This is a genomic window from Geodermatophilus sp. URMC 65 (genome assembly GCF_053502545.1).
Map to the genome: position 1 here is coordinate 801,651 of NZ_CP199954.1, position 23,217 is coordinate 824,867.

23 protein-coding genes are annotated in these 23,217 nt (G+C 73.0%); 11 read left to right on the forward strand and 12 right to left on the reverse strand.

The genetic code is table 11. The annotated features are described in order from the left end of the window. Positions 1-28: 28 nt before the first annotated feature. The 11 genes from gcl (at position 29) to ACWIX7_RS03770 (ending at position 11,928) form a co-directional block, all read left to right on the forward strand. Positions 29-1,819 (forward strand): glyoxylate carboligase, encoded by a 1,791-nt coding sequence (gcl, locus tag ACWIX7_RS03720; protein WP_448620273.1) that lies wholly within the window; start codon positions 29-31, stop codon positions 1,817-1,819. 78 nt (positions 1,820-1,897) lie between these two features. Beyond that, on the forward strand, positions 1,898-2,320 hold the full coding sequence (locus ACWIX7_RS03725; protein WP_448620274.1) for an allophanate hydrolase-related protein: 423 nt from the start codon (positions 1,898-1,900) through the stop codon (positions 2,318-2,320). Between the two features lie 57 nt (positions 2,321-2,377). Next, positions 2,378-3,055 carry a GntR family transcriptional regulator gene (locus ACWIX7_RS03730; protein ID WP_448620275.1) on the forward strand — a complete coding sequence of 226 codons (678 nt, stop codon included), beginning with the start codon at positions 2,378-2,380 and terminating at the stop codon, positions 3,053-3,055. A gap of 321 nt (positions 3,056-3,376) precedes the next feature. After that, positions 3,377-4,801 carry a rifampin monooxygenase gene (rox, locus tag ACWIX7_RS03735; protein WP_448620276.1) on the forward strand — a complete coding sequence of 475 codons (1,425 nt, stop codon included), beginning with the start codon at positions 3,377-3,379 and terminating at the stop codon, positions 4,799-4,801. Positions 4,802-5,550: 749 nt separating this feature from the next. Next, the gene (locus ACWIX7_RS03740; protein ID WP_448620277.1) at positions 5,551-6,327 is read left to right on the forward strand and encodes a DUF899 family protein; all 777 of its coding nucleotides are present in this window, start codon (positions 5,551-5,553) and stop codon (positions 6,325-6,327) included. A gap of 168 nt (positions 6,328-6,495) precedes the next feature. Then, positions 6,496-7,596 (forward strand): sensor histidine kinase, encoded by a 1,101-nt coding sequence (locus ACWIX7_RS03745; RefSeq protein ID WP_448620278.1) that lies wholly within the window; start codon positions 6,496-6,498, stop codon positions 7,594-7,596. Continuing rightward, entirely contained in the window at positions 7,593-8,246 is a 654-nt protein-coding gene (locus ACWIX7_RS03750) for a response regulator (protein ID WP_448620279.1), read from the forward strand. The genes ACWIX7_RS03745 and ACWIX7_RS03750 overlap by 4 nt, the downstream gene beginning before the upstream one ends. Before the next feature lie 163 nt (positions 8,247-8,409). Beyond that, positions 8,410-8,943, forward strand: coding sequence for a hypothetical protein (locus ACWIX7_RS03755; protein ID WP_448620280.1), 534 nt, complete (start codon positions 8,410-8,412; stop codon positions 8,941-8,943). A 102-nt stretch (positions 8,944-9,045) separates the two neighbouring features. After that, a complete protein-coding gene (locus tag ACWIX7_RS03760; RefSeq protein ID WP_448620281.1) occupies positions 9,046-9,732 on the forward strand; it encodes a class I SAM-dependent methyltransferase in 687 nt (228 codons plus the stop codon). A 370-nt stretch (positions 9,733-10,102) separates the two neighbouring features. Beyond that, on the forward strand, positions 10,103-10,579 hold the full coding sequence (locus tag ACWIX7_RS03765) for a DoxX family protein (RefSeq protein WP_448620282.1): 477 nt from the start codon (positions 10,103-10,105) through the stop codon (positions 10,577-10,579). Between the two features lie 308 nt (positions 10,580-10,887). Further along, positions 10,888-11,928, forward strand: coding sequence for a GlxA family transcriptional regulator (locus ACWIX7_RS03770; protein ID WP_448620283.1), 1,041 nt, complete (start codon positions 10,888-10,890; stop codon positions 11,926-11,928). A gap of 442 nt (positions 11,929-12,370) precedes the next feature. Here ACWIX7_RS03770 and ACWIX7_RS03775 read toward each other — a convergent pair whose 3' ends face one another. From ACWIX7_RS03775 to ACWIX7_RS03830, 12 genes are all read right to left on the reverse strand, one after another. Further along, a complete protein-coding gene (locus tag ACWIX7_RS03775; RefSeq protein ID WP_448620284.1) occupies positions 12,371-13,267 on the reverse strand; it encodes a mycofactocin-coupled SDR family oxidoreductase in 897 nt (298 codons plus the stop codon). Between the two features lie 82 nt (positions 13,268-13,349). Continuing rightward, positions 13,350-13,736: a nuclear transport factor 2 family protein gene (locus ACWIX7_RS03780; RefSeq protein ID WP_448620285.1), complete on the reverse strand. Its 387-nt coding sequence runs from the start codon at positions 13,734-13,736 to the stop codon at positions 13,350-13,352. Continuing rightward, positions 13,733-14,623 (reverse strand): NAD(P)-dependent oxidoreductase, encoded by an 891-nt coding sequence (locus ACWIX7_RS03785; RefSeq protein ID WP_448620286.1) that lies wholly within the window; start codon positions 14,621-14,623, stop codon positions 13,733-13,735. Before ACWIX7_RS03785 ends, ACWIX7_RS03780 begins: the two co-directional genes overlap by 4 nt. A gap of 135 nt (positions 14,624-14,758) precedes the next feature. Further along, positions 14,759-15,847 (reverse strand): maleylacetate reductase, encoded by a 1,089-nt coding sequence (locus ACWIX7_RS03790; protein ID WP_448620287.1) that lies wholly within the window; start codon positions 15,845-15,847, stop codon positions 14,759-14,761. Beyond that, on the reverse strand, positions 15,844-16,782 hold the full coding sequence (locus ACWIX7_RS03795; RefSeq protein ID WP_448620288.1) for an intradiol ring-cleavage dioxygenase: 939 nt from the start codon (positions 16,780-16,782) through the stop codon (positions 15,844-15,846). Before ACWIX7_RS03795 ends, ACWIX7_RS03790 begins: the two co-directional genes overlap by 4 nt. Then, a complete protein-coding gene (locus ACWIX7_RS03800) occupies positions 16,779-17,846 on the reverse strand; it encodes a zinc-dependent alcohol dehydrogenase (protein WP_448620289.1) in 1,068 nt (355 codons plus the stop codon). The genes ACWIX7_RS03795 and ACWIX7_RS03800 overlap by 4 nt, the downstream gene beginning before the upstream one ends. Further along, complete coding sequence (locus ACWIX7_RS03805; RefSeq protein WP_448620290.1) at positions 17,843-18,823, reverse strand: zinc-dependent alcohol dehydrogenase; 981 nt, start codon at positions 18,821-18,823, stop codon at positions 17,843-17,845. The genes ACWIX7_RS03800 and ACWIX7_RS03805 overlap by 4 nt, the downstream gene beginning before the upstream one ends. 55 nt (positions 18,824-18,878) lie before the next feature. Beyond that, positions 18,879-19,592, reverse strand: a complete 714-nt coding sequence (locus ACWIX7_RS03810; RefSeq protein ID WP_448620291.1) for an SDR family NAD(P)-dependent oxidoreductase — start codon at positions 19,590-19,592, stop codon at positions 18,879-18,881. Then, positions 19,589-20,020 (reverse strand): hypothetical protein, encoded by a 432-nt coding sequence (locus ACWIX7_RS03815; RefSeq protein ID WP_448620292.1) that lies wholly within the window; start codon positions 20,018-20,020, stop codon positions 19,589-19,591. Before ACWIX7_RS03815 ends, ACWIX7_RS03810 begins: the two co-directional genes overlap by 4 nt. A gap of 14 nt (positions 20,021-20,034) precedes the next feature. After that, on the reverse strand, positions 20,035-21,237 hold the full coding sequence (locus tag ACWIX7_RS03820; protein ID WP_448620293.1) for a sugar ABC transporter permease: 1,203 nt from the start codon (positions 21,235-21,237) through the stop codon (positions 20,035-20,037). After that, positions 21,234-22,064 (reverse strand): ATP-binding cassette domain-containing protein, encoded by an 831-nt coding sequence (locus ACWIX7_RS03825; protein ID WP_448620294.1) that lies wholly within the window; start codon positions 22,062-22,064, stop codon positions 21,234-21,236. The genes ACWIX7_RS03820 and ACWIX7_RS03825 overlap by 4 nt, the downstream gene beginning before the upstream one ends. After that, positions 22,057-23,205 (reverse strand): sugar ABC transporter substrate-binding protein, encoded by a 1,149-nt coding sequence (locus ACWIX7_RS03830; RefSeq protein ID WP_448620295.1) that lies wholly within the window; start codon positions 23,203-23,205, stop codon positions 22,057-22,059. Before ACWIX7_RS03830 ends, ACWIX7_RS03825 begins: the two co-directional genes overlap by 8 nt. Positions 23,206-23,217: the final 12 nt, after the last annotated feature.

Here is a 23,217-nt window from a genome sequence, read left to right on the forward strand (position 1 = left end):
CCCCGGAGACAGGAGACCCATGCCTCGCATGAGGGCCATCCAGGCCGCGGTGCAGGTCCTGCAGCGGGAAGGCGTGACGCACGCCTTCGGCGTGCCCGGAGCGGCGATCAACCCGCTCTACGCCGCGCTCCGCGAGAACGGCACCATCTCCCACGTGCTCGCCCGGCACGTCGAGGGCGCCTCGCACATGGCCGAGGGCTACACCCGGGCCGAGGCCGGCAACATCGGCGTCTGCATCGGCACGTCCGGGCCGGCCGGCACCGACATGATCACCGGGCTGTACTCGGCCTCCGGCGACTCCATCCCGATCCTGTGCATCACCGGCCAGGCGCCGACCGCCCGGCTGCACAAGGAGGACTTCCAGGCCGTCGACATCGCCGCGATCGCCGCGCCGGTCACCAAGATGGCGACGACCGTCCTGGAGCCGGCGCAGGTGCCGCGCGCCTTCCAGCAGGCCTTCCACCTCATGCGCTCCGGCCGGCCCGGCCCGGTGCTGATCGACCTGCCCTTCGACGTGCAGATGGCCGAGATCGAGTTCGACGTCGACGCCTACGAGCCGCTGCCGGTCTACAAGCCGCAGGCCACCCGCGCCCAGATCGAGAAGGCGCTCGACCTGCTCGCCGCCGCCGAGCGGCCGCTGGTCGTCGCCGGTGGGGGGATCGTCAACGCCGACGCCGCCGACCTGCTGGTGGAGTTCGCCGAGCTGGTCGACGTCCCGGTCGTCCCGACGCTGATGGGCTGGGGCACGATCCCCGACGACCACCGGCTGCAGGCCGGCATGGCCGGGCTGCAGACGTCGCAGCGCTACGGCAACGAGAACCTGCTGGCCTCGGACCTCGTGCTCGGCATCGGCAACCGGTGGGCCAACCGGCACACCGGCGGGCTGGAGACCTACACCCGCGGGCGCACGTTCGTCCACGTCGACATCGAGCCGACCCAGATCGGGCGGGTGTTCACCCCCGACCTCGGCATCGTCTCCGACGCCGGAGCGGCGCTGCGGCTCCTCGTCGAGGTGGCCCGGGAGCGGCAGGCGGCCGGGCACCTGCCCGACCGCAGCGGCTGGGTCGCGGACTGCGCCCGGCGCAAGCGGACCCTGCTGCGCCGCACCCACTTCGACGACGTCCCGATCAAGCCGCAGCGGGTGTACGAGGAGATGAACAAGGCGTTCGGGAGGGACACCCGCTACGTCAGCACCATCGGCCTCTCGCAGATCGCCGGCGGCCAGTTCCTGCACGTCTACCGGCCCCGCCACTGGATCAACGCCGGCCAGGCCGGGCCCCTGGGCTGGACCGTGCCCGCGGCCCTCGGCGTCTGCGTCGCCGACCCGGACGCCACGGTGGTGGCGCTCTCCGGCGACTACGACCTCCAGTTCCTCATCGAGGAGCTGGCGGTCGGGGCCCAGTTCAACCTGCCCTACGTCCAGGTGGTGGTGAACAACTCGTACCTGGGGCTGATCCGGCAGGCGCAGCGCGCCTTCGACATGGACTACGCCGTCCAACTGGCCTTCGACAACGTCAACTCCCCCGAGCTCGGCGGCTACGGCGTGGACCACGTCAAGGTCGCCGAGGGGCTGGGCTGCAAGGCGCTGAGGGTGCACGAGCCGGACCAGATCGGCCCCGCCCTGGAGGAGGCCAGGAAGCTGCTGGTCGAGCACCGCGTGCCGGTGGTCGTGGAGATCATCCTCGAGCGCGTCACCAACATCTCGATGGGCACCGAGCTGGACAAGGTCGTGGAGTTCGAGGAGCTGGCCAGCACGGGTGAGCACGCGCCCACCGCCGTCTCCGCGCTCGACCTCGAGGAGATGCAACTGCTCGACTGAAGGAGGCCCCTGCCGCTCAGCGGCCGGCCGTGCGAGTCGCCGCCGACTGGGTGGCCGACGACGAGGAGGAACCACCACGTGACAGCACCAGCTCGGTCCCAGGGGACCGTTCCCGTCCCCCTCTTCCTCAACGGTGAGGGCATGCGCGGTGGTCGCGTGCACCCCAGCATCGCGCAGTACACGTTCCTCGGTGAGGTGCGGACCGCTCCGCGCTACCGCTTCTACGCCTGCGAGGGCGGCTTCCCGGCCCTGTGGCCGGTCGCCGAGGGTGGGGTCTCCGTTCCCGGCGAGCTGTACGCGCTGCCCCTGGAGGCCGTCCGCGACGAGTTCATGCCCGTGGAGCCCCCCGAGCTGGAACTCGCCGTGATCGAGCTCGCCGACGGGTCGGCCAGCCTGGCCGTCGCGCTGCGTCCCGAGGTGCACGCCCGGGGGGAAGGGCTCGTCGACATCTCCGACTGCGGTGGCTGGCGCGCCCACCAGGCGAATCCAGGGCATCACTGACGACCCGGAGGAGGGACACTACCTGCCACGTACGCCAGCAGAGCGAGGTGGCAGGTGGTGACCACGTTCCGACCGCAGACCATGCAGGAGGCCGTCCTCCAGGAGCTGCGGCGCCGGATCAACGACGGAGAGCTGCCGCCGGGGACCGTGATCCGGGTCGACGCAGTGGCGGCGGCCCTGGGAGTCAGCCGGATCCCGGTCCGCGAGGCCCTCATGATCCTCGAGGGCGAGGGGCTGGTGACGCATCGACCCCACGTGGGCTTCGCCGTCCCGAGCCTGACCGCTGAGGAGCTCGAGGAGATCTACTACCTGCGCGCGCTGCTGGAGGACGAGGCCCTGCGGCGAGCGGTGGCGAGCGCCACGGACGCCGACCGCGCGGCGGCCCACGAGGCCTGCGCGGCGGCCGAGGACGCGCTCGCCCGGGGACAGGTCAACGCCTTCAGCGACAACGGCCGGCGGTTCCACGCCGTCGTCCTCGCCGCCTGCGGCATGCCGCGCCTCATCCGTCTGCTCGACGGCCTGTGGGACGCCACCGAGACCTACCGTGCGGCGAACAGGCTGGACGAGACCGGGCAGAAGGCCCTGCAGGCGGAGCACCAACTCATGCTCGACGCCTTCCTCGCCGGGGACGAGCAGCAGCTGATCGAAGCAGCAGAGCTGCACCGGCAGCACCTCCTCGCCGGAGCCCTCCTCGGCACGTCCGCCACAGCCGACCCGCCCGCCGGCCGACCCTGAGGGCACGGCGCAGACGCAGCACCGGCGCGCGCACCGGAGGACTGTCGCCGCCGCCCGAACCCACTCCCACGGCGAGTCCTGAGGTGGCGTGCGGTTCGGGACCGATCCGCCACGGACGACGAGGCGAGGAGGTCCGCCCTCCCTGCCACTTCCAAGCTATAGCGCGCCCCGGGGCTTGCGGCAAGACCCGGGGCGGGCCGCAGGATCGCACGGCCGAGGTCGACTCCTGCAGGAGTGCCCGTCGCGGGGTGCCGGTCTCGCGAGCCGGCGATCCGCCGGACTGCACGCGGGCCGAGACGCACCTCGTCGGAGGGGGATCCCATGATCGACGTGGTCATCGCCGGCGGCGGACCGACCGGTGTGATGCTGGCCTGCGAGTTGCGGTTGCAGGGCGTGCACGCGCTCGTCCTGGAGAGGGACGCGGAGCCGACCCGGGTCGTCCGAGCCCTCGGCCTGCACGCCCGCAGCATCGAGGTGCTGGACCAGCGGGGGCTGCTGGACCGGTTCCTCGCCTCCGGCACGCAGTACCCGATCGGGGGCTTCGCCGGCATCAGCAAGCCCGCGCCGGACCGGCTGGACACCGCCCATCCGTACGTCCTCGGCATCCCGCAGCCCACCACGGAACGCCTGCTGACCGAGCACGCCGTCGAGCTCGGCGTCGAGATCCGGCGCGGCTGCGAACTGGTCGGACTGAGCCAGGACGACCACGGGGTGACCGCCGAGCTGGCCGACGGCACGCAGCTGCGCTCGCGCCATCTCGTCGGCTGCGACGGGGGCCGCAGCACGGTGCGCGGACTCCTCGGGGTCCCCTTCCCCGGCGAGCCGGCCACGCGCGAGTGGCTGTCGGGCGAGGTGGAGGTCACCGCGCCGCCGGAGGAGGTGACTGCCGTGGTGACCGAGGTCCGCAGGACCCAGAAGGGGTTCGGTGTCGGCCCCTCGGGAGAGGGCCTGTACCGCGTCGTCGTGCCGGCCGAGAGGGTGACCGAGGACCGCTCGGTCCCCCCGACCCTCGAGGAGGTCCGGCAGCGCCTGCAGGTGGTCGCCGGCACCGACTTCGGCGTGCACTCCCCGCGCTGGCTGTCCCGCTTCGGGGATGCCACCCGGCTGGCCGAGCGGTACCGGACCGGCCACGTGCTGCTCGCCGGCGACGCTGCACACGTCCACCCGCCGACCGGCGGCCAGGGCCTCAACCTCGGGCTCCAGGACGCGTTCAACCTGGGCTGGAAACTGGCCGCCGAAGTCAACGGCTGGGCCCCGGAGGGGCTGCTGGACAGCTACCACACCGAACGGCACCCGGTGGCCGCCGACGTGCTGGACACCACCCGGGCGCAGGCCGAGCTCCTGTCCACCGAGCCGGGGCCCCAGGCGGTGCGCCGGCTGGTGTCGGAACTGATGGACCTCGAGGAGGTGAACCGGTACCTGATCGAGAAGACCACCGCGATCGGGATCCGCTACGACTTCGGCGGCGGCCACGAACTGCTCGGCCGCCGGATGCCGGACGTGGGGCTGGGGCAGGGGCGCCTCTACGAGCTGCTGCACGGCGGCCGCGGACTGCTCCTCGACCAGGCCGGCCGGCTCTCGGTGGCGGGGTGGGCAGATCGGGTCGACCACGTCGTCGGCGTCAGCGAGGAACTGGACGTGCCCGCCGTGCTGCTGCGGCCGGACGGCCACGCGGCGTGGGTCGGCGAGGATCAGACGGACCTGCTCGACCAGCTGCCCACGTGGTTCGGCGCTGCCACCGGCTGAGCGCGCAGGTGTGGCTCGGAAGGGAGGACCCGTCCCCGACCGGGTTCGGCGCCGTGGTCCTCCTCCACGGAGGCCGACGTCGGGTCGAGGCCGGCAGCGACGCCACCGGAGCCGGGCGGGTGGCGTCCGGCGGACAGGGATCCCAGGGAATCGGACGACGTGACGGCGGCCGGCTCGGTGCACGCAGCGACCGGCGGCACGCTCGTTCCGTGTTGCCGACCACCCACCCCGCTCCGGCGATGACGCGTCCCCGCGGAGCAGCCTGCGTCCACGGGACCGGGCAGACCTGGGTGCAGACCCGCGGCGCCGAGGCCACCGCGACCACACAGGCCGAACGACCCACTGTTCCTCGACAGGCAGTGGCCGAGCACCTCGCCGACCTCGACGCCGCCGGCCTCGTGAGCAGCAGCGGGGCCGGGCGCGAGGGGAGGTACACGGTCCGGTCCCCGGGCTGGACGCGACTGCGTGCCGGACGGCCGCGCGCGCCGCCGACCGGGACCGGCGGCTGGCGGACGTCGAGCGCATCGCTGAGGCGCCCGCCGGGAGCCGACCCGAGGATCCCGTCGGCGTCGACCGGACCCTCACCTCGGCGCTACGCCTCGACGCATCGACAGGCCCTGACTCGATCGACAGGACACGACCAGGATCAACCGAACCCTCCAGGCCGCCGACGTCACCCACCTGCACGACCGGATCCCACCTGCAAGACGGACACGTCGACGACGCCGGGACGACGAGAGGAGACAGCCATGGAGGATCGAGCACCGGAACCCGGCGGGCCGGCGGCCGGCGCCACCCGCGCACCGGGCGTGCCCGCGGCCGTCGACCGGGCCACCTTCCAGGCCGAACTGGACGAGCTGCGGGTCCGGGAGAAGGCGCACACCCGGGAGGGCGACGCGATCGCCGCGGCCCGACGGCGCCTGCCCATGGTCGAGGTCGACGCCGACACCGAGCTGATCGGGCCCTCCGGACCGGTCACCCTGCTCGATGCGTTCGAAGGGCGCCGCCAGCTCATCGCCTACTACTCCATGTGGTACTCCGGCCACCCCGCGGCCGAGCAGTGCGAGGGCTGCACCTGGGTCACCACCCAGGTCGCGGAGCTGTCCTACCTGCACTCCCGCGACATCACCTACGCGGTCTTCTGTCAGGGGCCCTACGAGGAGAGCAGCCGGTACCGCGACTTCATGGGCTGGGACATCCCGTGGTACTCGGCACAGGGCTCCCTCGACACGCTCCTCGTCGGGCGACGCATCGGCCTGATGCACCTCGTGTGCTACCTGCGCGACGGCGACCGCGTCTTCGAGACCTACTGGACGACCCACCGCGGCGTCGAGGCCATGGACTACAGCTACGCGCTCATGGACCTCACCGTGTACGGACGCCAGGAGCCGTGGGAGGACTCGCCTCCCGGTTGGCCACGGCCGTGGCGGGACGACAGTTCCTACACGCGCACCGACGGACGCCCGATCGCCCAGTGGTCGCGCCTCGAAGCCGGCCGCTCGGACGACATCACCGTCGGACCGTGACCGTCAGGGGAACCGTCCGAGTGGCCACCGCTCGTCCAGGCACCCCACCCGCCGGGACGCCGGACCCCTCGCTCGGGGTCACGGGCTGAGCAGCTACGCCCGCCGACGTACGGCATGCGCCGCGCGCTGTCCGACGCCACTGTGGTGCGGAGCGGTGATCATGAGCCGGTGGGATCTCGTCGCTCGCACGACGTGGGCGTGGCCGTCGGCGTCGGCGTCCTGGTGCTGGTGTGGACGTGGGCGGCGGGCCGGGAGGTGCCCGCCGACCGGCAGCTGGACGCGGGTGGCTACCTGCTCGTCGCCACGTGCGCGGGCGCCCTGGGATGGCGCCGCCACAGGCCGCTGCCCGTGCTGGCCGCGACCACCGTCGGCACGACCGCCTACCTGGCCATCGGCTATCCCTATGGTCCGGTGCTGGTGCCGATGGCGATCGCCGTCCACACGGTCGCCCGGCACGTGCCCTGGCGCGCCGCGGTGCCCGCCGCCCTGCTCGCCCTGGGCGTCCTGCTGCTGCACGTGTTCGTCAACAGCGCCGCCCTCCCCGGAGCGCTCGCCCTCATCCCGGCGTCGGCCTGGGTCGCCGTGCCCTTCGCCGTCGGCAGCACCGCCGCCTCGATCGACGCCGGCCGGCGCGCGGCGGTCGAACGCGGCATCGCCGACGAGCGCCTGAGGGTCGCCCAGGAGGTGCACGACGTCGTGGGGCACGGCCTGGCGGCGATCAAGATGCAGGCAGACGTCGCCCTGCACGTGCTGACCAAGCGGCCCGAGCAGGCCCGCCTCGCCCTGGAAGCGGTGAGCCGGACCAGCGCGCAGGCCCTCGACGAGCTGCGCTCGACACTGGGCATGGTCCGCGGGGCGCCCGTGAGGTCGGCCGGCCCCGGGATCGGCGACCTCGAGGCGCTCTACCAGCGGATGCGCGAAGCGGGCCTGCGGGTGCGCGTCCACGTCCGCGGCACTCCCTCGCCCCTGCCCCCCGCGGTGGACCTGGCCGCCTACCGGGTCGTGCAGGAGGCCATGACCAACGTGCTCAAGCACGCGGACCGCAAGGAGGCGACCGTCGTGGTCGACCACCGGGCCGACGGCACCCACCTGGAGATCTCCAGTCCGCACACCGACCGCGTGCCCACGCCGCCTGTCCCCGACGCGGCCGGCCTGGGGCTGACCGGGATGCGGGAGCGGGTGCTCGCCCAGCGGGGTCGGTTCAGCGCCGGTCCCGAGCCCGACGGCCGCTTCGTGGTGCGCGCCTGGCTGCCCCGAGGTGACCGGTGATCTCGGTGCTGCTCGTCGACGACCAGGACCTCGTCCGGCTCGGGCTGCGCACCCTGCTGGAGAGCGAGGACGGCTTCACCGTCGCCGGGGAGGCCCGCGACGGCCTCGAGGCGGTCACCCTCGCCCGCGTCCTGGCACCGGACGTGGTCCTCATGGACATCCGGATGCCCGGCATCGACGGCCTGGAGGCCACCCGGCGGATCACCGGCACCGAGGGCCTGGACCACACCCGGATCATCGTGCTCACCACCTTCGAGCGCGACGAGTACGTCTTCGACGCGCTGCGGATGGGCGCCAGCGGGTTCCTGCTCAAGGACACCCCGCCCGAGCAGCTGCTCCAGGCGATCACCACGGTCGCCGAGGGTGGCGCCCTGCTCGCCCCGGCCGCCACCCGGGCGCTGATCCGGGAGTTCGTCGAGAAGGGTCCCCGGCGCACCGTTCCGCACCCCCGGCTGGGCCAGCTCACCGAACGGGAACGCGAGGTGGTGTCCCTGGCCGCCGAGGGGTTGAACAACGCCGAGATCGCCGAACGGCTGGTGGTCAGCCCGGCGACCGCGCGCACCCACGTCAGCCGGGCGATGGTCAAGCTGGGCGCCCGCGACCGCGCGCAGCTGGTGGTCTTCGCCTTCCAGTCCGGACTCGCCGGCTGACCGGACCCCCACCGCGCACCCGACGAGCCCCGTCATCGTGGCAGCGCTGTACGCCGCGGGACGTAGACCCGGTGTCGCCCGGCGGCCGACGACGTCCCCGCGCGTGGCGAGCACCGTGACCGGGACGGACTGAGCAGCCGACGCAGGAGGCCCAGTGGTGGACGTGGCGACGAGACCGGTACGGGGGCCGGCGTTCCGGTTGGGCCGGCGGGCCCGCAGGGCCGTCCTCCTCACGCACATCGCCGCGGCCGGCGCGTGGCTGGGCATCGACGTCGTCCTGGGGGTCGTGGTGGGCACCGCGCTGGTGACCGACGACGGGCAGCGGGCGGGCGTGGCGCTGCAGTCCCTCGGCCTGTTCGCCGTCGGGCCCCTGGTCGTCGTCGGGCTGCTCTGCCTGGCCAGCGGCATCCTGCTCGGGTCCGGCTCCAGGTACGGGCTCGTCCGCTACTGGTGGGTCGCCGTCAAGCTGGTCCTCAACGTCGTGCTGGTCGTCCTCGTGCTGGTCCTGCTGCGTCCCGGGGTCGGCGAGGTGTCCGAGGCGGCTCGCGCGGGCCTGCTGGCCGGCACCGGACCTCCCGCGGTCGGGGACCTGGTCTTCCCGCCCCTCGTGTCGGGCACCCTGGTCCTCGTCGCGATGGCCCTGTCGGTCGCCAAGCCGTGGGGCACGATCCGGCGCTCGAGCGACCGCCGCTCGTGACCGCGGCCCAGGGCGCCGAGGTCCTCCTGCCGGTGGCACGACCGCCACACCCACCAGCGCGAGGGACGACCCGTGGACTCGGAGGACCGGCAGGCTCCACAGGTGAACGTGCCGTGCGACTACGACACCGACCCGGAGCGCTACCGGCTGGGGATGCGGACCGCGCGGGCGCACACCGGTGCCGACCTGTACGGCCGAGTGGCGCGGCTGCTCGGCGAACTCGGCGCGGGCACCGTCCTCGACGTGGGGTGCGCGGACGGCGCGCTGCGCGCCGCCCTGCCCGCGCCCGGTCCCTGGCTGGTCGGCCTGGACGCGTCGGAGACGCTGCTGCGCGACCACCCGCCGCCGGTGCTGCGGGCCGACGCGCGCCGGCTGCCGGTGCGCGACCGCGCCGTCGACGCCGTCACCGCGCTCAACGTGCTCTACCACCTGCCCGACCCGATGCCCGCCCTGCGCGAGGCGCGCCGCGTGCTGCGTGCCGGCGGGCACCTGCTGGCGGCGACGATCGCCCGCACCGACTCACCGGAGTTCTCGGCGTACTGGAGCCGGTCGGCGACGAGCTTCGACGCCGAGGACGCGCCCGGGCTGCTCGCCCGGGTCTTCGACTCGGTGACCGTGTCCGCCTGGGACGCGCCCCTGGTGACGCTCCCCGACGCGGCCGCGATCCGCCACTACCTGATCGGCCGCCAGGTGCGGGCCGAGATCGCCGTCGCGGCGGCCGACGAGCTGCCCACACCCCTGAGCGTCACCAAGCGCGGAGCGCTGATCGTGGCCGGCCGCGACCGGTAGCCACCCGCCCCCGTGCCGACCGTGCCGCGGGCCCGGAGGCGGACCAGCGGTGGCGTACGTCGCCGGGCGTAGCGCAGGAGCCGCCCGGTGGCCGACGCGCCAGGACGCATCCGGCAGCAGCCTGACCCGATGAGTCCGGGCCCGCCACGGAGTCCTACCGAGGACCGGCTCCATCGACCTGGTGCGCCAGCGGCGACCGCCCTGGAGCCCTACACCCGGGAGGGGACGACATGCCACCGCACCCGACCGCCCACGCACCGCGCCGGCGCCACACCCCTCATCACCAGACCCGCTCGCTCACGACCGGGACCTGGCTCAGCCCGGTCCCACACGCACCGGACCGGCTCGACGCCACGAAGGGAGAAGGACCATGACCACCGTCGACCGCACCGCGCCCACCCGGCACACCGGCCCCGCCCAGACCACCCGCGACCTCGTCCTGCTCGTCGCACGGGTCGGGCTCGGCGTGCTCATGATCGCGCACGCCAAGCTCGAGTACGACTTCGGCGGCGGCCTCGCCGGGGTGGGACGGCTCTTCGCCGAGGCCGGCGTCCCCCTGCCCACCCTCACCGGGCCGGCCAACGTGCTCTTCGAACTCGTCGGCGGGATCGCGATGATCGTCGGCGTCGCGGTCCCCGTCGTCGGCGTGCTGATGGCGCTGAACATGATCGGAGCCTGGGTCTTCGTGCACACCAGCGGACTGTTCGCCATGGACCACAACGGCCCCGAGCTCGTCATCGCGCTGGGCCTGCTCAGCCTCGTCCTCGCCGTGACCGGCTCCGGCCGCCTCGGGCTCGACCACCTGATCGCCCGGCGCCTCCACCGGGCGTCACGGACCGCGGCCTGACAACCGCTCGACGGCGGGTGCACCGCCCGCTCGTGGTGTCCCTCCTGCGCCGGGCGGTCCCCGGAGGCGCGCAGCCGACCCGTCCACCGGCACGGTGACCGTCGCCGTCGACTCCGCCGTCGACCGGACCGACATCGCCGCTGCCGTGGATGCGCCGGCCACGTCCTCGTCCCCGGAACCGTTGTCTCGTGATCCAGGAGTCCGCCGTGTCCACCGTGCTCCCGACCGTGACGCGCAGATCGCGGCCCGCTCCACGCACCGCACGTGCCCGAGAGGTCCGGAGCCGGCCGCAGACCGAGGGACGTGACATGCAGACCTCCCGGCCGGTCCCGGCCGACCCCACCCACGGTCACGCGGTGGAGGTGCGGCCGGTCGTGGTGGTCGGCTACCCGGTGGCCGAACTGCTCGACATCGCCTGCCTGACCACGACCTTCGACTACGCGAACCGGATCGGGGCCCGGCCGGTCTACCGGCCGCTCGTGGTGTCCCGCGGGGCCGCACCCATCGCCTGCCAGTCCGGGTTGACCCTCCAGGCCCAGGGCGCCCTCGAACGGCAGCACGGCCCACTCGACACCCTGATCGTCTCGGGCGGGGAGGGCCACGAGGCCGCCGCGCGCGACCCCGGCCTGGTGGCACACGTGCGGCGGCTGGCGCGGGAGAGCCGCCGAGTCGCCTCCGTGTGCACCGGCGCCACGGTGCTGGCCGCTGCCGGCCTGCTCGACGGTCGTCGAGCGACCACGCACTGGCTGTGGGCCGACCGGCTGGCCACCAGCTATCCCGCGGTGCAGGTCGACCCCGCACCGATCTGGATCCGGGACGGCGCCGTCACGACCGCCGCCGGGGTCACCTGCGCCCTGGACCTGGCGATGGCGTTCATCGAGGAGGACCACGGCGCGGCGCTGGCCCGCAAGGTCGCCCGCGGCCTGGTGACCTACCTGCAGCGCCCGGGCAACCAGGCGCAGATCAGCATGTTCGTCGCCGCGCCGGCGCCCGACGACCACCTCGTCCGGGACCTGGTCGCCACGATCGCCGGGTCCCTGGACGCCGACCTCAGCGTCACGGCGCTCGCACGGCGTGCCGGGGTGAGCGAGCGGCACCTGACCCGGCTGTTCGTCACCCACCTGGGGCAGACGCCGGCCCGGTACGTGCGCCAGGTCCGCACCGAGGCCGCCACGCACCTGCTGACCTCGACCGACCTGCCCGTGGACCGGATCGCCGCGCGCTGCGGGTTCTCCTCGGCGGAGGGGCTGCGCCAGGCGTTCACCGACCGGTACGGCATCGCCCCGTCGCTCTTCCGCGCGACGCAGTCCAGGACGCAGCCGGGTCTCGCCGCGGCCTCCGGTGCATGAGATCGACCGGCGTCGGTCCAGCGGGCTCGGTGGAGACCAGGATCCCGCAGGAGGGCGTCCTCCTCATCGCGTCCGGCCCGGTCGACAGCGGCCGCTCGCACCAGCCGCCAGGCGCGACCCGACCGGTGGTGCCGCACCTCCCGGAGGACGCCGCCGACGGACACGGACCCGAGGATCCCGGGCCGGTGGACATCGGCGCGGTCGGGGTCGCGGTCGCCGGGACCGTCCTGCTGGGGGAACGGGCCACTCCCGGGCGACTGCTCTTCCTCGGGTTGATCGTCGTCGGCGTGGTCGGCCTCCGAGCGATCGAAGCCTGGACCCTGGCGCCGACGCGACCCTCGGGCAGTTCCATGGCGCCGACGTCATCGGGGTGGTGCCGCCCGCGGTGCCGCCCCGGCGCTCGGACCGACCCCGCGGCCTGGTCGTGCCCGTCGGAGCCGTGTCAGCGGGCGTCCGAGGTGCGGGGCGACCAGGACAGCGGCTCGCGGACAGGGGCGGTGTTGAAGCTCGGCAGGACCGTGTGGCCGCCGTCGACGGGCAGGGCGACGCCGGTGATGTCGGCCGCGTCGTCCGAGGCCAGGAACACGACGGCCCGGCTGATCGTCTCCGGCGTCAGCATGGCCCGTCCGGCCAGCGCACTCCAGTTGCGGCTGCTCTCCACGCGGTCCTCCGGAGTGCCGCCGGGGTGGCCGGCCATCATGTCGTAGCACCCCTGCCAGTCGTTCATCTTCGTGTCCACGAAGCCGGGACAGATGGCGTTGCACCGCACGCCGTACGGCGCCATCTCCACGGCGAGGCTCTTCATCAGCCCGATGACGCCGTGCTTGGCCGCGGTGTAGTGCGCGAAGTTCGGACCGGCCTCGAGTCCGTTGACCGACGACGTGAGGACCACCGATCCGCTGCCCTGGGCCAGCAGGTGGGGCGCGGCCGCCTTCACCGTCCGCCACGGGCCGGCCAGGACGACGTCGACCATCTCGGCCCACTGCTGCTCGGTGATCTCCCACGCCGGGGTGAGGCCCCAGATGCCGGCATTGGCCAGCACGATGTCCAGTCGGCCGAGCTCGCTGACTGCACGCTCGACGGCGGCGTCGAGATCCTCCTGCCGGCGCACATCCCCGTGCACGGCGATGGCCCGCCGGTCCAGGGCCTCGACGGCGGCGACCGTCTCCTCGAGGTCCTCCGCCGTCCCCGGGGAGTAGGGCAGCGTCTCCAGGCTGCCCGGGACGTCCAGGCAGACGACGTCGGCACCCTCACGGGCCAGCGCGATGGCATGCGCTCTCCCCTGCCCCCGCGCGGCGCCGGTGATGAACGCGACGCGACCTGAGAGTCGACCGCTCATGTTCGCTCCCTCTCGAGATCGGGTCCCCCGGAGCTGGGTGTCGGCCGGGACGACGGGCGCAGCGTGCGGTGGGTCCTGCGGATCACGCGGGGATGGGGGTGGGCTGGAACGCCAGCAGCCGCCACCGTCCGTCCTCGGCGACCCAGACGGCGGCGACCCGGCTGTTGAGCGTCTTCGCGGCCCCGTTCATGTGGATGGAGCCCGACATCGTGCCGCCGACGACCACCACCCCGGGTCGGCTCACGACTGCTTCGGTCGTGTGCTCCAGGCTGTGGTAGACGAGCGTCCCGTTGCGCAGCATCTCCAGGTAGGAGGCCTTGCTGTCGACCGACGCGTTGGAGTGGGCGTACCTCACGTCGTCGCTGAGCAGCTCGTCCAGGGCGTCGAGGTCGGCGTCGACCATCGCCGCGTAGCGACGGTCCTCGAGGTCGTCGATCTGGCTGGTCGTGAGCGTGTCGGACAGGGTCATCGTTCCTCCAACTGGTTGTCGTTGCGGAGCAGGCGCAGGACCTCGGCCATGTCCCGGTCGGCCAGGCCGGCTCGCCGGGCGTCCTCGAGGACGCGACCGACCGTGGTCGCGACCGGCAGGTCCAGGTGGTGCTCGCGGGCGAGCTCCAGACCCAGACCGACGTCCTTGTGCAGCAGGGAGACCGGGAACGCGACGTCGACGCTCTCCGGTCGCAGGAACGTCTCGCGCTTGTAGGAGACGTAGGGCGCGGCCACGGCGCTGGCCTGGAGGACGTCGTAGAACACCTCGGGGTCGATCCCGTCGGCCCGGGCGACGACGAGCGCCTCCGCGACGGCCTGGTTCAAGGACGCCAGCGCGAGGTTCACGGCGAGTTTGGCGGCCGACCCGGACCCGACCGGCCCGGTGTGGAACTGGGCCCGGGTCATCGCGGCGAGGAGGGGCCGCACGGCGGCGAACACCTCCGGCTCCGCGCCGACCATCGCCGTGATGGCGGCGGTCTCGGCCATGCTCACGCTGCCGGACACCGGAGCGTCGGCGAGCGCGACGCCTGCCGCGCGTGCCTCGTCCGCGAGCGCCCGGACCGCGGCGGCACCCACGGTCCCCATGACCACGTGCACGTGGGAGGGTCCGCAGTGCGCCAGGATCCCGCGCTCGCCGAGGAGCAGGCTCCCGGTGGCCGCGGCGTCCGGCAGCATGCTCACCGAGACCTCGGTCGCGGCGAGCCGGGACGCGTCCTCGACCACCTCGACGCCGGCGACCTCCAGCTCGGGGGGCACGGCGCCGGCGGGGACCGCGGGGTCGTACCCGACGACCCGGTGACCGGCGAGCGCCAGATGGCGCGCCATGGGGCGCCCCATCCGGCCCAGACCGGCAAACCCGACCTGCATGACTGACCTCCTGGACCTTGGGTTCCGTCTCGCTGCGGCCAGCGAGACGCTGAGACGAGAGGCGACCGGCCTGCACGTCCGCTGGAGACCGGTCTCGGGCAACCGGCCGGGCGTCGCCCGGTCGGTGCCGCCGTGCTAGCGCCGCAGGGCGTCCGGCGGTTCTCCCGCCCACGCGGCACGGAGCAGGGACTCCACCCCGTCCCGGGTGACCGGGCGTGGATTGCGATAGCCCGCCCCGGCCCCCCCGGCGACGGCCAGCTCGGCGATCCGCGGGATGTCGTCCTCGGTCATGCCCAGCTCGGCCAGCGAGCGGGGGGCGCCCAGCCGGCCCGCGAGCTGCCACAGCTCCCGCGCCGGGTCGGGCACGCCGCCGAGCGCCCGGGAGAGCGCGGCGACCGCGCCGGGTGCGGCGGGCTGGTTGTAGGCCAGCGCGTGCGGGAGGACGACGGTGTGGGTCTGGGCGTGCGGCAGGTCCAGGGTGCCGCCCAACGTGTGGCACAGCTTGTGGTGCAGCGACATCGTGGTCGCGGCCAGCACCGCGCCGCACAGCCACGCCCCGTACTGCGCCTCCCCACGCCCGTCGAGGTCGGACCCGTCGGCGACCACCGCCGGCAGCGCGGCGGCCAGTGCCCGGGTGCCCTCCTCGGCCATCAGCGAGACGATCGGCGTCGCGTCGGGCGCGTACAGGCCCTCCACGGCGTGCGCGATCGCGTTCATCCCGCTGGTGGCCGACAGCCCCGCCGGCAGGGTGAGGGTGAGCTCGGGGTCGTAGAGCACGCTCTTGGGCAGCACCCGGAGATCCCGCCCCGTCCGCTTCTGACCGCCCTCCGTGAGCCCCCAGACCGGGGTCATCTCCGAGCCGGCGTAGGTGGTGGGGACGGCGATCACCGGCAGGTCGTGCTCCAGCGCGATCGCCTTGCCCAGCCCGACCGCCGACCCGCCGCCCACGGCCACGCAGCCGTCGGCGCCCAGCTCGCGGGCCAGGTCCCGGGCACGACCCGCCACCTCGATCGGCACGTGCATGCGCGCCTCGGGCAGCACGCCGGCCGCGCGGTCGCCGAGCGCGCCGGCGACCTGCCTGCCGGTGTCCTCCTGCTCGGGAGAGCAGAGCACCAGCACCCGGGTCAGCCCGAGCGCGGCGACCTCGTCGGGCAACGAGGCCAGGGAGCCGGCGCCGAACACCACTCGCATGGGCAGCGCCTGATAGGTGAACGGGGCGATCACGACGGCGCCCCCCGCACCACGGTCGGCTGCACCTCGGCCGGCTGAGCGGCCGGCGGGGCGTCGCCGGCCCGCAGCAGCGTCAGGTCGAACGTGAGCGTCCGGAACGGGTTGGGCAGCCCCAGCTCCGCGGCCCGGGCCGGGTCGTCGACCTCCGACACCTCGCGGATCAGGCTCTCCTTGACCCCGAACACCGCATCGGAGTCCAGATAGGGGGAATCGGCGACGAACACGTGCGTGGTCACCGGCCGATAGCCCGGGGCGGCGACGATGAAGTGCAGGTGCGCCGGCCGGTTGGGGTGCCGTCCGGTCGCGGCCAGCAGCTGCCCGACCGGACCGTCGTCGGGGATCGGGTAGAAGCGCGGCACCACCGAGCGGAACCAGAACCGGCCCTGCTCGTCGGCGGTGAACAACCCGCGCAGGTTCCCGGCCGGCTGGATGCCCGGCTGCTGGACGTCGTAGAAGCCGTCCTCGTTGGTCTGCCACACGTCCACCGACGCCCCGGCCAGCGGCTCGCCGTCCGGGCCGGTGACCTGCCCCGACACCAGGCACGGGGTGCCCTTGCGGTCGAGGTTGATGTCGTCGCCCAGCTCCCTCGCCGGGGACGCCACCATGTGGAACGGCCCGAGCACGGTGGACTCGGTCGACGTGCCGCCGGTGCGGTGGTTGATCGTCTCCACCAGCATCGACACGCCCAGCACGTCGGAGAGCAGGATGAACTCCTGCCGCACGTCGTTGCTCATGTGCCCGGTGCGGGTGAGGAAGTCGATCGCGACGCCCCACTCCTCCTCGGTCAGCTCCACGTCCTTGACGAACGCGTGCAGGTGGTGCACCAGCGAGGTCAGCACCTGCTCGAGCCGCGGATCCGGGGTGCTGGCGAAGCTGGCGGCCACGACCTCGGCCGACCGCTCCTCGCTGAACAGCTGCCGTTCGCTCATGCCGTCACCTCGGTGTCCACCAGGAGCTTCCCCCGCGCGGCCCCCTCGGCCATGGGCACGAGGGCGTCCTCCACGGCGTGATCCAGGGGAACGACCTTCTCGACCAGCAGGGAGGCCAGGTCGCGCTGGGCCAGCAGGTCCAGCGCCGCGGGCAGGTTCGTGTCGCACACGTGCGCGACCGTCGTCATCACGTCGATCTCGCGCAGGATCAGGTCGACGGCGTTGAAGGACACCTCCTTCTTGGGCAGGCCGACGAGCAGCACCGTGCCGCCACGTCGGGTGAGCCGCTGCACCCGGGACATGCCGTCGGCCAGCCCGCTGGCCTCGACGGTGACATCGGCCAACGCGGGCCCGGTCAGCTCGCGCACGACCTCCAGGGGGTCGGCCTCCCGGGCGTCGACGGTGTGGGTGGCGCCCAGTCGGGTCGCGACCTCCAGGCGGCCGGGGTCCACGTCGACGGCGACCACTGCGCCTGCGCCGGCCGCCACGGCGCCGGCGACGACGAAGGAGCCGATCGCGCCGGCCCCGTGGACCACGACGACGTCCCCCTGCCGGATGCGGCTGCGGTCCACGGCGTGGAAGCCGACGGCGAGGGGCTGGGCCAGGGCGGCGTTGTCGTCGGAGACGTGCGGTGCGATCGGGTGCAGCATCGCGGCGGGGACCGTGATGCGTTCGGTGAGGCCACCGTCGGCGGACAGGCCGAAGGTCCAGTAGGACGCGCAGAGGTTCGTCTGCCCGCGGCGGCACCAGTCGCAGCGGCCGCACCACACACCGGCGCCGGCGGCCACGCGGTCGCCGACGGCGAACCGGTCCACCGCGGACCCGGCCTCCTCGACGACGCCGATGAACTCGTGCCCGAGGACGACCGGCCCCTGCGCGCCGCTGGCCGGGTGGCGCCGCTGCAGCGGGGTCATCACCGGGCCGGCCGCGAACTCGGTGGCGTCCGTGCCGCACAACCCGGCCCGCACCACCCTGAGCCGCACGTCGCCGGGACCCGGGGCCGGCGGTTCGGGACGCTCCTCGATCCGGGCGTCCCCCGCGGCGTGCAGGACGAGCGCCTTCACCGCGTGCTCCGGTTCTCGATGTGCACCTTGATGTTCTCCCCGGTCTGCCGGGCGGCGGCGTAGGCGTCGGGAGCCTCGTCGAGAGCGAACCGGCGGGTCACCATCGGCGCGAGGTCCAGACCGGTGCGGGCGAGGAAGCGCAGCGTCTGCGGCCACACCCCCGGTGAGCCGATGCTGCCGCGGACCTGCAGCTGCTTGGACTGGATCAGACCCAGCTGCGCCGGCGCGCTGCGGCCGACGTCGATGCCGATGTTGACCAGCCGCGCGTTCAAGCCGGCCACCTCCAGGGTCGCGGCCATGGCGGCCGGTTGCCCCGAGGCCTCCAGCACCACGTCCGCCCCCCGCCCCCGGGTCAGCTCCATCACCGTGTCGAGGAAGCCGTCGGCCGTCGGGTCCACGACCTCCTCGGCACCCAGCTGCCGTGCCAGGTCCGCCCGCGAGGCGTTGGGCTCAGCGGCGATGACCCGGGCACCCAGGGTGGAGGCCACGGCCACGCAGCTGAGCCCGATCGGGCCGGCGCCGAACACCACGGCCGTGTCACTGGCGTTGAGGTTGTCCGCCCGCATGGCCGCGAAGTAGGCGCAGCTGAACGGCTCGACGAGCGCGGCCTGGGTGTCGGTGAGCTGCTCCGGCACGCGGTGCAGCCACTCCGGCCGCGCGACGAAGTACTCGGCCGCGGCACCGGAGATCGAGAACCCGAAGTGGTCCTCCCCGATGACGCACTCCCCCACCACGCGGTCGCCGGGCTTGAAGTCGGTGACGTCGCGGCCGACCTCCACGATCTCCCCGGCCCACTCGTGGCCCGGGATGATCGGGTAGTCGAACGGGATGATGTAGCGGCCTTCGAGCAGCTCGAAGTCGGAGTGGCAGATGCCGACCGACCGCGAGGCCACGAGCACCTCGTCGTCCTTGATGGACGGGGTGTCGATCTCCGCGAGCGCGAGCTCGTCGACGTCCTGGAACTGAACGGCCTTCATGGGTTGGTTCCTCTCGATGAGAGCAGGGATCAGTTGGCGGTCCTGCCGCGTCGGCTCAGTGCAGGACCTCGCCCCCGGTGACTGCGGCGACGATGCAGGAGGAGGTCGTCAGCCCCGCCAGCCAGACGGCGGCAGCGCCCAGTTCAGCGGGGCGACCCAGACGGCCGCCCGGTATCGCGGCCTCCCGCGTACCGAGGACCTCCTCGTAGGACGTCCCCGCACTGTCGGCCATGCCTTGGAAGGCATCGACCAACAGGCGTGTCTCGGTGGCCCCCGGGCACAGCAGCCGGAGGCGTGGCGCCGCACCTGCGTCGGCACGGGCCTGTGCCCGTGCCCAGCCCACGAGTGCGAACTTGGACGCGCAGTAGACGCCGTTGTTCGCCTCACCCACGAGTCCGGCCTGGCTCGCGACCACCACGAAGGCCCCGGAACGCTCACGCAGCACGGGCGCCACAGCCTCGTACAGCTTGAGGACCGAGACGGTGTTGGCGGTCATCACGAACCGGGTCCGCTCCGCCGAGATGTTGCGGAGGTCCACGGCGCCGGCAACGCCGTGGGCGGCGACCACGCAGTCGATCTGCTCGGTCTCGACGCGCCGGGTGAGCTCAGCCAGGACGTCGTTGTCGGCCAGGTTCCCCACGACGAACTCCTCGGGCCCGTCGGCTGGTGCACGCAGGTCCTGGCGCAGGACCCCGTGACCGCCGTTCTCGAACGCCTCGGCGACAGCAGAGCCGATACCGCCTGCTGCTCCGGTGACCAGGGCTCTCACGAGGTCACCTCCCGCAGGTCGTAGGTGGCGCCCCGCGAGAATGAGCCGGTTGCGCCAGCAAGGTAGTCCCACGTGATCTGACGGTCGTGGTCCTGGTCTGCGCGACTGACCACGACGTTGACGGGCCCGATGTCCTGTCGGCGCTCGAGGACGTACGACTGGACGAGCCCCCGGGTGGCTTCGACGAAGCCCTCCAGCGGGGGAACGCCGTCGTGCCCGTCGCCGAACCGCAGATCCACCACAACCGGGGCCGGGGTGCCCTCGGTGGCCCGGACCAGGTGGCTGACCACGTCCACGACCCCCTGGGTCATGAGGTGGTCCCGGTCGACCGGCTCGCGCGGTGGCTCCAGCTGCACGGTCACGAGTCGCAGTCCGGCCCCGGTCGTGTCGTCGGAGACCGCGTAGCACGGGGTTGCGCTCGTCTGCATCGTCTCCCCCTCCATCACTGACGCGGCCAGCGGAGGGAGCCGCGGCTGATGACGACGTCGGAGAGCGTGGCCAGCACGAGGATCGCGCCCGTGGCGGCCAGCTTGGCTTCGGTCGGGTAGCCGAGGAGGTCCATCCCGTTCGAGATGCTGCCGATGACGAGCGCCCCCAGGAGCGCAGACCAGACGGTGCCGCGACCGCCGAAGAGGCTCGTTCCGCCGATGACGGCGGCAGCGATGGCCTCCAGGAGCAGGCTGCCGCCGCCGGACTGGTTGGAGACTCCCAGGAGGCGGGAAGCCGCGAAGATGCCGCCGAGGGCCGCGAAGAAGCCGGCGGCCGCGAAGCACCACAACAGCGTCCGGGTCACGGGGATCCCGGCCCGTTGAGCCGCCTCCCGGTTGCCGCCCACTGCGTAGATGCGCAGCCCCCACCGGGTCTGCGTCGACAGGTACGAGAGCAGGACCAGCAACGCCATGAGGATGGCCACGACCACCGGTACACCCCGGTAGTTGTTGAGCACGTAGACGGCGACCAGCGTCCCAACCGCCACCGTGGCGATCGGCAGGACCAGGTGCGTGGGCACGCTCGCGTCGAGCCCGACCCGACGGCGAGCCCGGTACTGGGTCCAGGTGTTCAGGCCGTAGCCGACGATGGTGGCGAGGGCCAGGCCCCACCCGGCGCTCCGGTCGAGATAGGCGCCAGCGATGAACCTCAGTGGGCTATTGGCGAGGCTGATCTGCCCGGCCTCGGGCAGCAACCACAGCAGGATGCCCCCCAGGGCGAGCGAGCCACCCAGCGTCACGATGAACGACGGGGCCCCGTACCGGACGACGGTTCCTTGCACCAATCCCCAGAGGACCCCGAAGGCGAGCGCGACGAGGCAGGCCAGAGCGGGGTTCCACCCCTGGTCGGTCGCCAGGCGTCCGGCGATGGCGGCGGCGGCCCCGCTGAGCGCCGCGACGGACAGGTCGATCTCGGCCACCAGCAGGACGAGGACCAGTCCGAGTGCCAGCGTCGCCACGACGACCGTCTGCATCGCCAGGTTCGTCAGGTTGCGCGGAGAGAGGAAGGCGGACTGCTGCACCCAGAAGAACATCCAGACCAGCAGGAGGGAGGCCAGCACGGGGACGAGACGCATGCGTCCCGACAGGTGCTCGAGGAGGTTGAACCGGGCGCGGGGGACGCTGCTGCGGACCTCGGGTGCGTGGGTCGCCGTCATGACCGCGTTCCCGCACTGAAGGCCGAGGCGCCGGTGATCGCGTCGACGATGTCCGAGGAGGAGTACTCCCCGCGTCGGAGCTCGGCGACCTTGCGACCGAGGCGGAGGACGACGACGCGGTCCGCGAGCTCCTGGACGTCGTGGAGGTCGTGGGAGATGACCATCACCGCGCGCCCCTGACTCCGCAGTCTCTCGAGGAGGCCCCGGACCTGCCGCTTCTGCTCGACACCCAGCGCCGCGGTGGGCTCGTCGAGCAGCACCACCTCCGGGTCGGTCAGCACGCTGCGGCAGATGGCGATCCCCTGCCGCTGCCCACCGCTGAGCTGCCCCACCGCCACGCCGAGGGAGCGCACCTTGACCCCGAGCTCGCCGAGGACACCGTGCGCTCGGCGCTCCATGTCCGATCGGCGCAGTCGCCGACCGCCGACGGCCGGACCGATCAGCTCGCGACCCAGGAAGAGGTTCTGGACGGTGTTCAGGTTGTCGCAGAGGGCGAGGTCCTGGTAGACGACCTGGATGCCCGCCGCAGCTGCGTCCTTCGGTCCGTGGAACCGCTGCTCCACGCCGCGGATCCGGATGGAGCCCTCCTCCGGGCTGTAGATGCCCGCCAGGACCTTCGTCAGGGTCGACTTGCCGGCGCCGTTGTCGCCGACCAGGGCCGTGATCTCGCCGGCGCGAAGCGCGAGGTCGATGCCATCGAGGGCGGTGATCCCACCAAAGTGCTTGCTGACCCCTTGGCACACCACGACCGGCTCGCCCACGGCGTCCCGCGCGGCCGCGCCGCCGGTCCCGCCGACGGGCGACTCATGCAGCTCGTCGTCAGCCACAGAACTGGACCCCCGTCAGCCCGTCGCACAGTTCGTCCTTGGTGTACAGACCGGCATCGACGACCGTCTGCATGTTCGACGCATCGATGCTCTCGACGTCGAGATACGCGGTGGGGACCTTCTCGGCGTTGTTGTCGAACTCTCCGTTGATCAGGCCGCCCTCGGGCTCGTTCCCGGTCAGCGCCGCGACGACGAGCTCGGCTGCGGCCTGCCCCTCGACTGGGTAGTTCTTGAACACCGTGGCCGCCTGCTGTCCCTGGAGGATGAAGCGGAGCGCTTCGAGGTTGGCGTCCTGGCCGCCGTACACCGCCACCTGGCCGGCGAGCCCCTGGCCCTGGAGAGCCGCGATGGCTCCGCTCGCCGTCCCGTCGTTCATCGCCATGACGGCGTCCACCTGGTCCTGGGACCTGGTGAGGCACTGCTCCATGAGCTGCTGGGCCTCGGCGGGGTCCCAGCCCGGCGTGTAGTCCTCGCACACCACCTCGACCTGGCCGGAGTCGATCAGCGGCTGAAGGATCTCGTTCTGCCCCTCTTCGTTGCGGTTGGTGTAGTTGTCGCCGCTGTTGCCCTTCAGTCGGGCCAGCCGGATCGGGCCGCCGTCCGTCTGGGGCAGGTGCTCGGCGAAGTACTCGCCCTGTGCGATGCCGACCTTGTGCGGGTCGAACATCACCTGGTAGGTGACCGGTCCGTCCAGCGCCTCGTGCTCGTAGCTGATGACCGGCACGTCATCAGCAGCAGCTCGCTGCAGGACCGCCCCGGACAGCGTCGGGTCCGCGGCCACGAGGACGATCGCCGACGTGCCGGAGCTGAGGGCGGTCTCCGCCTGGGAGACCTGCTCGTCGGCGCTTCCCTCCGCGTTGAGCACCTCGACCTCGACATCGGGCGCCAGGTCCTGCATCGCCGCCTGGAACGCCGGCGCGTCGTGCTCCGTGAAGCGGGTGGTCGTGGTGTTCGGCAGCAGGAGCGTGACGGTGCCGGACAACTCCGAGGCATCGGCGGTGCCGCCACCCCCGCTGCCGCCCGTCTCGGGATTCGTGGAGCAGGCGGTCAGCAGCAAGCCGACAGCGGCGACCGTGGCTGCCGTGGTGGATCGGGATCTCATGCGACTTTCCCCTTTGCAATGCGGATGCGTGAGGAACACCTGGGCGGTGTG

What these genes read in the sequence shown, in the direction of transcription:
- gcl (WP_448620273.1), top strand. Translation starts at nt 29, where the DNA reads ATGAGGGCCATCCAGGCCGCGGTGCAGGTCCTGCAGCGGGAAGGCGTG.
- rox (WP_448620276.1), top strand. Translation starts at nt 3,377, where the DNA reads ATGATCGACGTGGTCATCGCCGGCGGCGGACCGACCGGTGTGATGCTG.
- ACWIX7_RS03815 (WP_448620292.1), bottom strand. Translation starts at nt 20,020, where the DNA reads ATGCAGACGAGCGCAACCCCGTGCTACGCGGTCTCCGACGACACGACC.
- ACWIX7_RS03765 (WP_448620282.1), top strand. Translation starts at nt 10,103, where the DNA reads ATGACCACCGTCGACCGCACCGCGCCCACCCGGCACACCGGCCCCGCC.
- ACWIX7_RS03785 (WP_448620286.1), bottom strand. Translation starts at nt 14,623, where the DNA reads ATGCAGGTCGGGTTTGCCGGTCTGGGCCGGATGGGGCGCCCCATGGCG.
- ACWIX7_RS03795 (WP_448620288.1), bottom strand. Translation starts at nt 16,782, where the DNA reads ATGAGCGAACGGCAGCTGTTCAGCGAGGAGCGGTCGGCCGAGGTCGTG.
- ACWIX7_RS03820 (WP_448620293.1), bottom strand. Translation starts at nt 21,237, where the DNA reads ATGACGGCGACCCACGCACCCGAGGTCCGCAGCAGCGTCCCCCGCGCC.
- ACWIX7_RS03740 (WP_448620277.1), top strand. Translation starts at nt 5,551, where the DNA reads ATGGAGGATCGAGCACCGGAACCCGGCGGGCCGGCGGCCGGCGCCACC.
- ACWIX7_RS03770 (WP_448620283.1), top strand. Translation starts at nt 10,888, where the DNA reads ATGCAGACCTCCCGGCCGGTCCCGGCCGACCCCACCCACGGTCACGCG.
- ACWIX7_RS03780 (WP_448620285.1), bottom strand. Translation starts at nt 13,736, where the DNA reads ATGACCCTGTCCGACACGCTCACGACCAGCCAGATCGACGACCTCGAG.
- ACWIX7_RS03805 (WP_448620290.1), bottom strand. Translation starts at nt 18,823, where the DNA reads ATGAAGGCCGTTCAGTTCCAGGACGTCGACGAGCTCGCGCTCGCGGAG.
- ACWIX7_RS03775 (WP_448620284.1), bottom strand. Translation starts at nt 13,267, where the DNA reads ATGAGCGGTCGACTCTCAGGTCGCGTCGCGTTCATCACCGGCGCCGCG.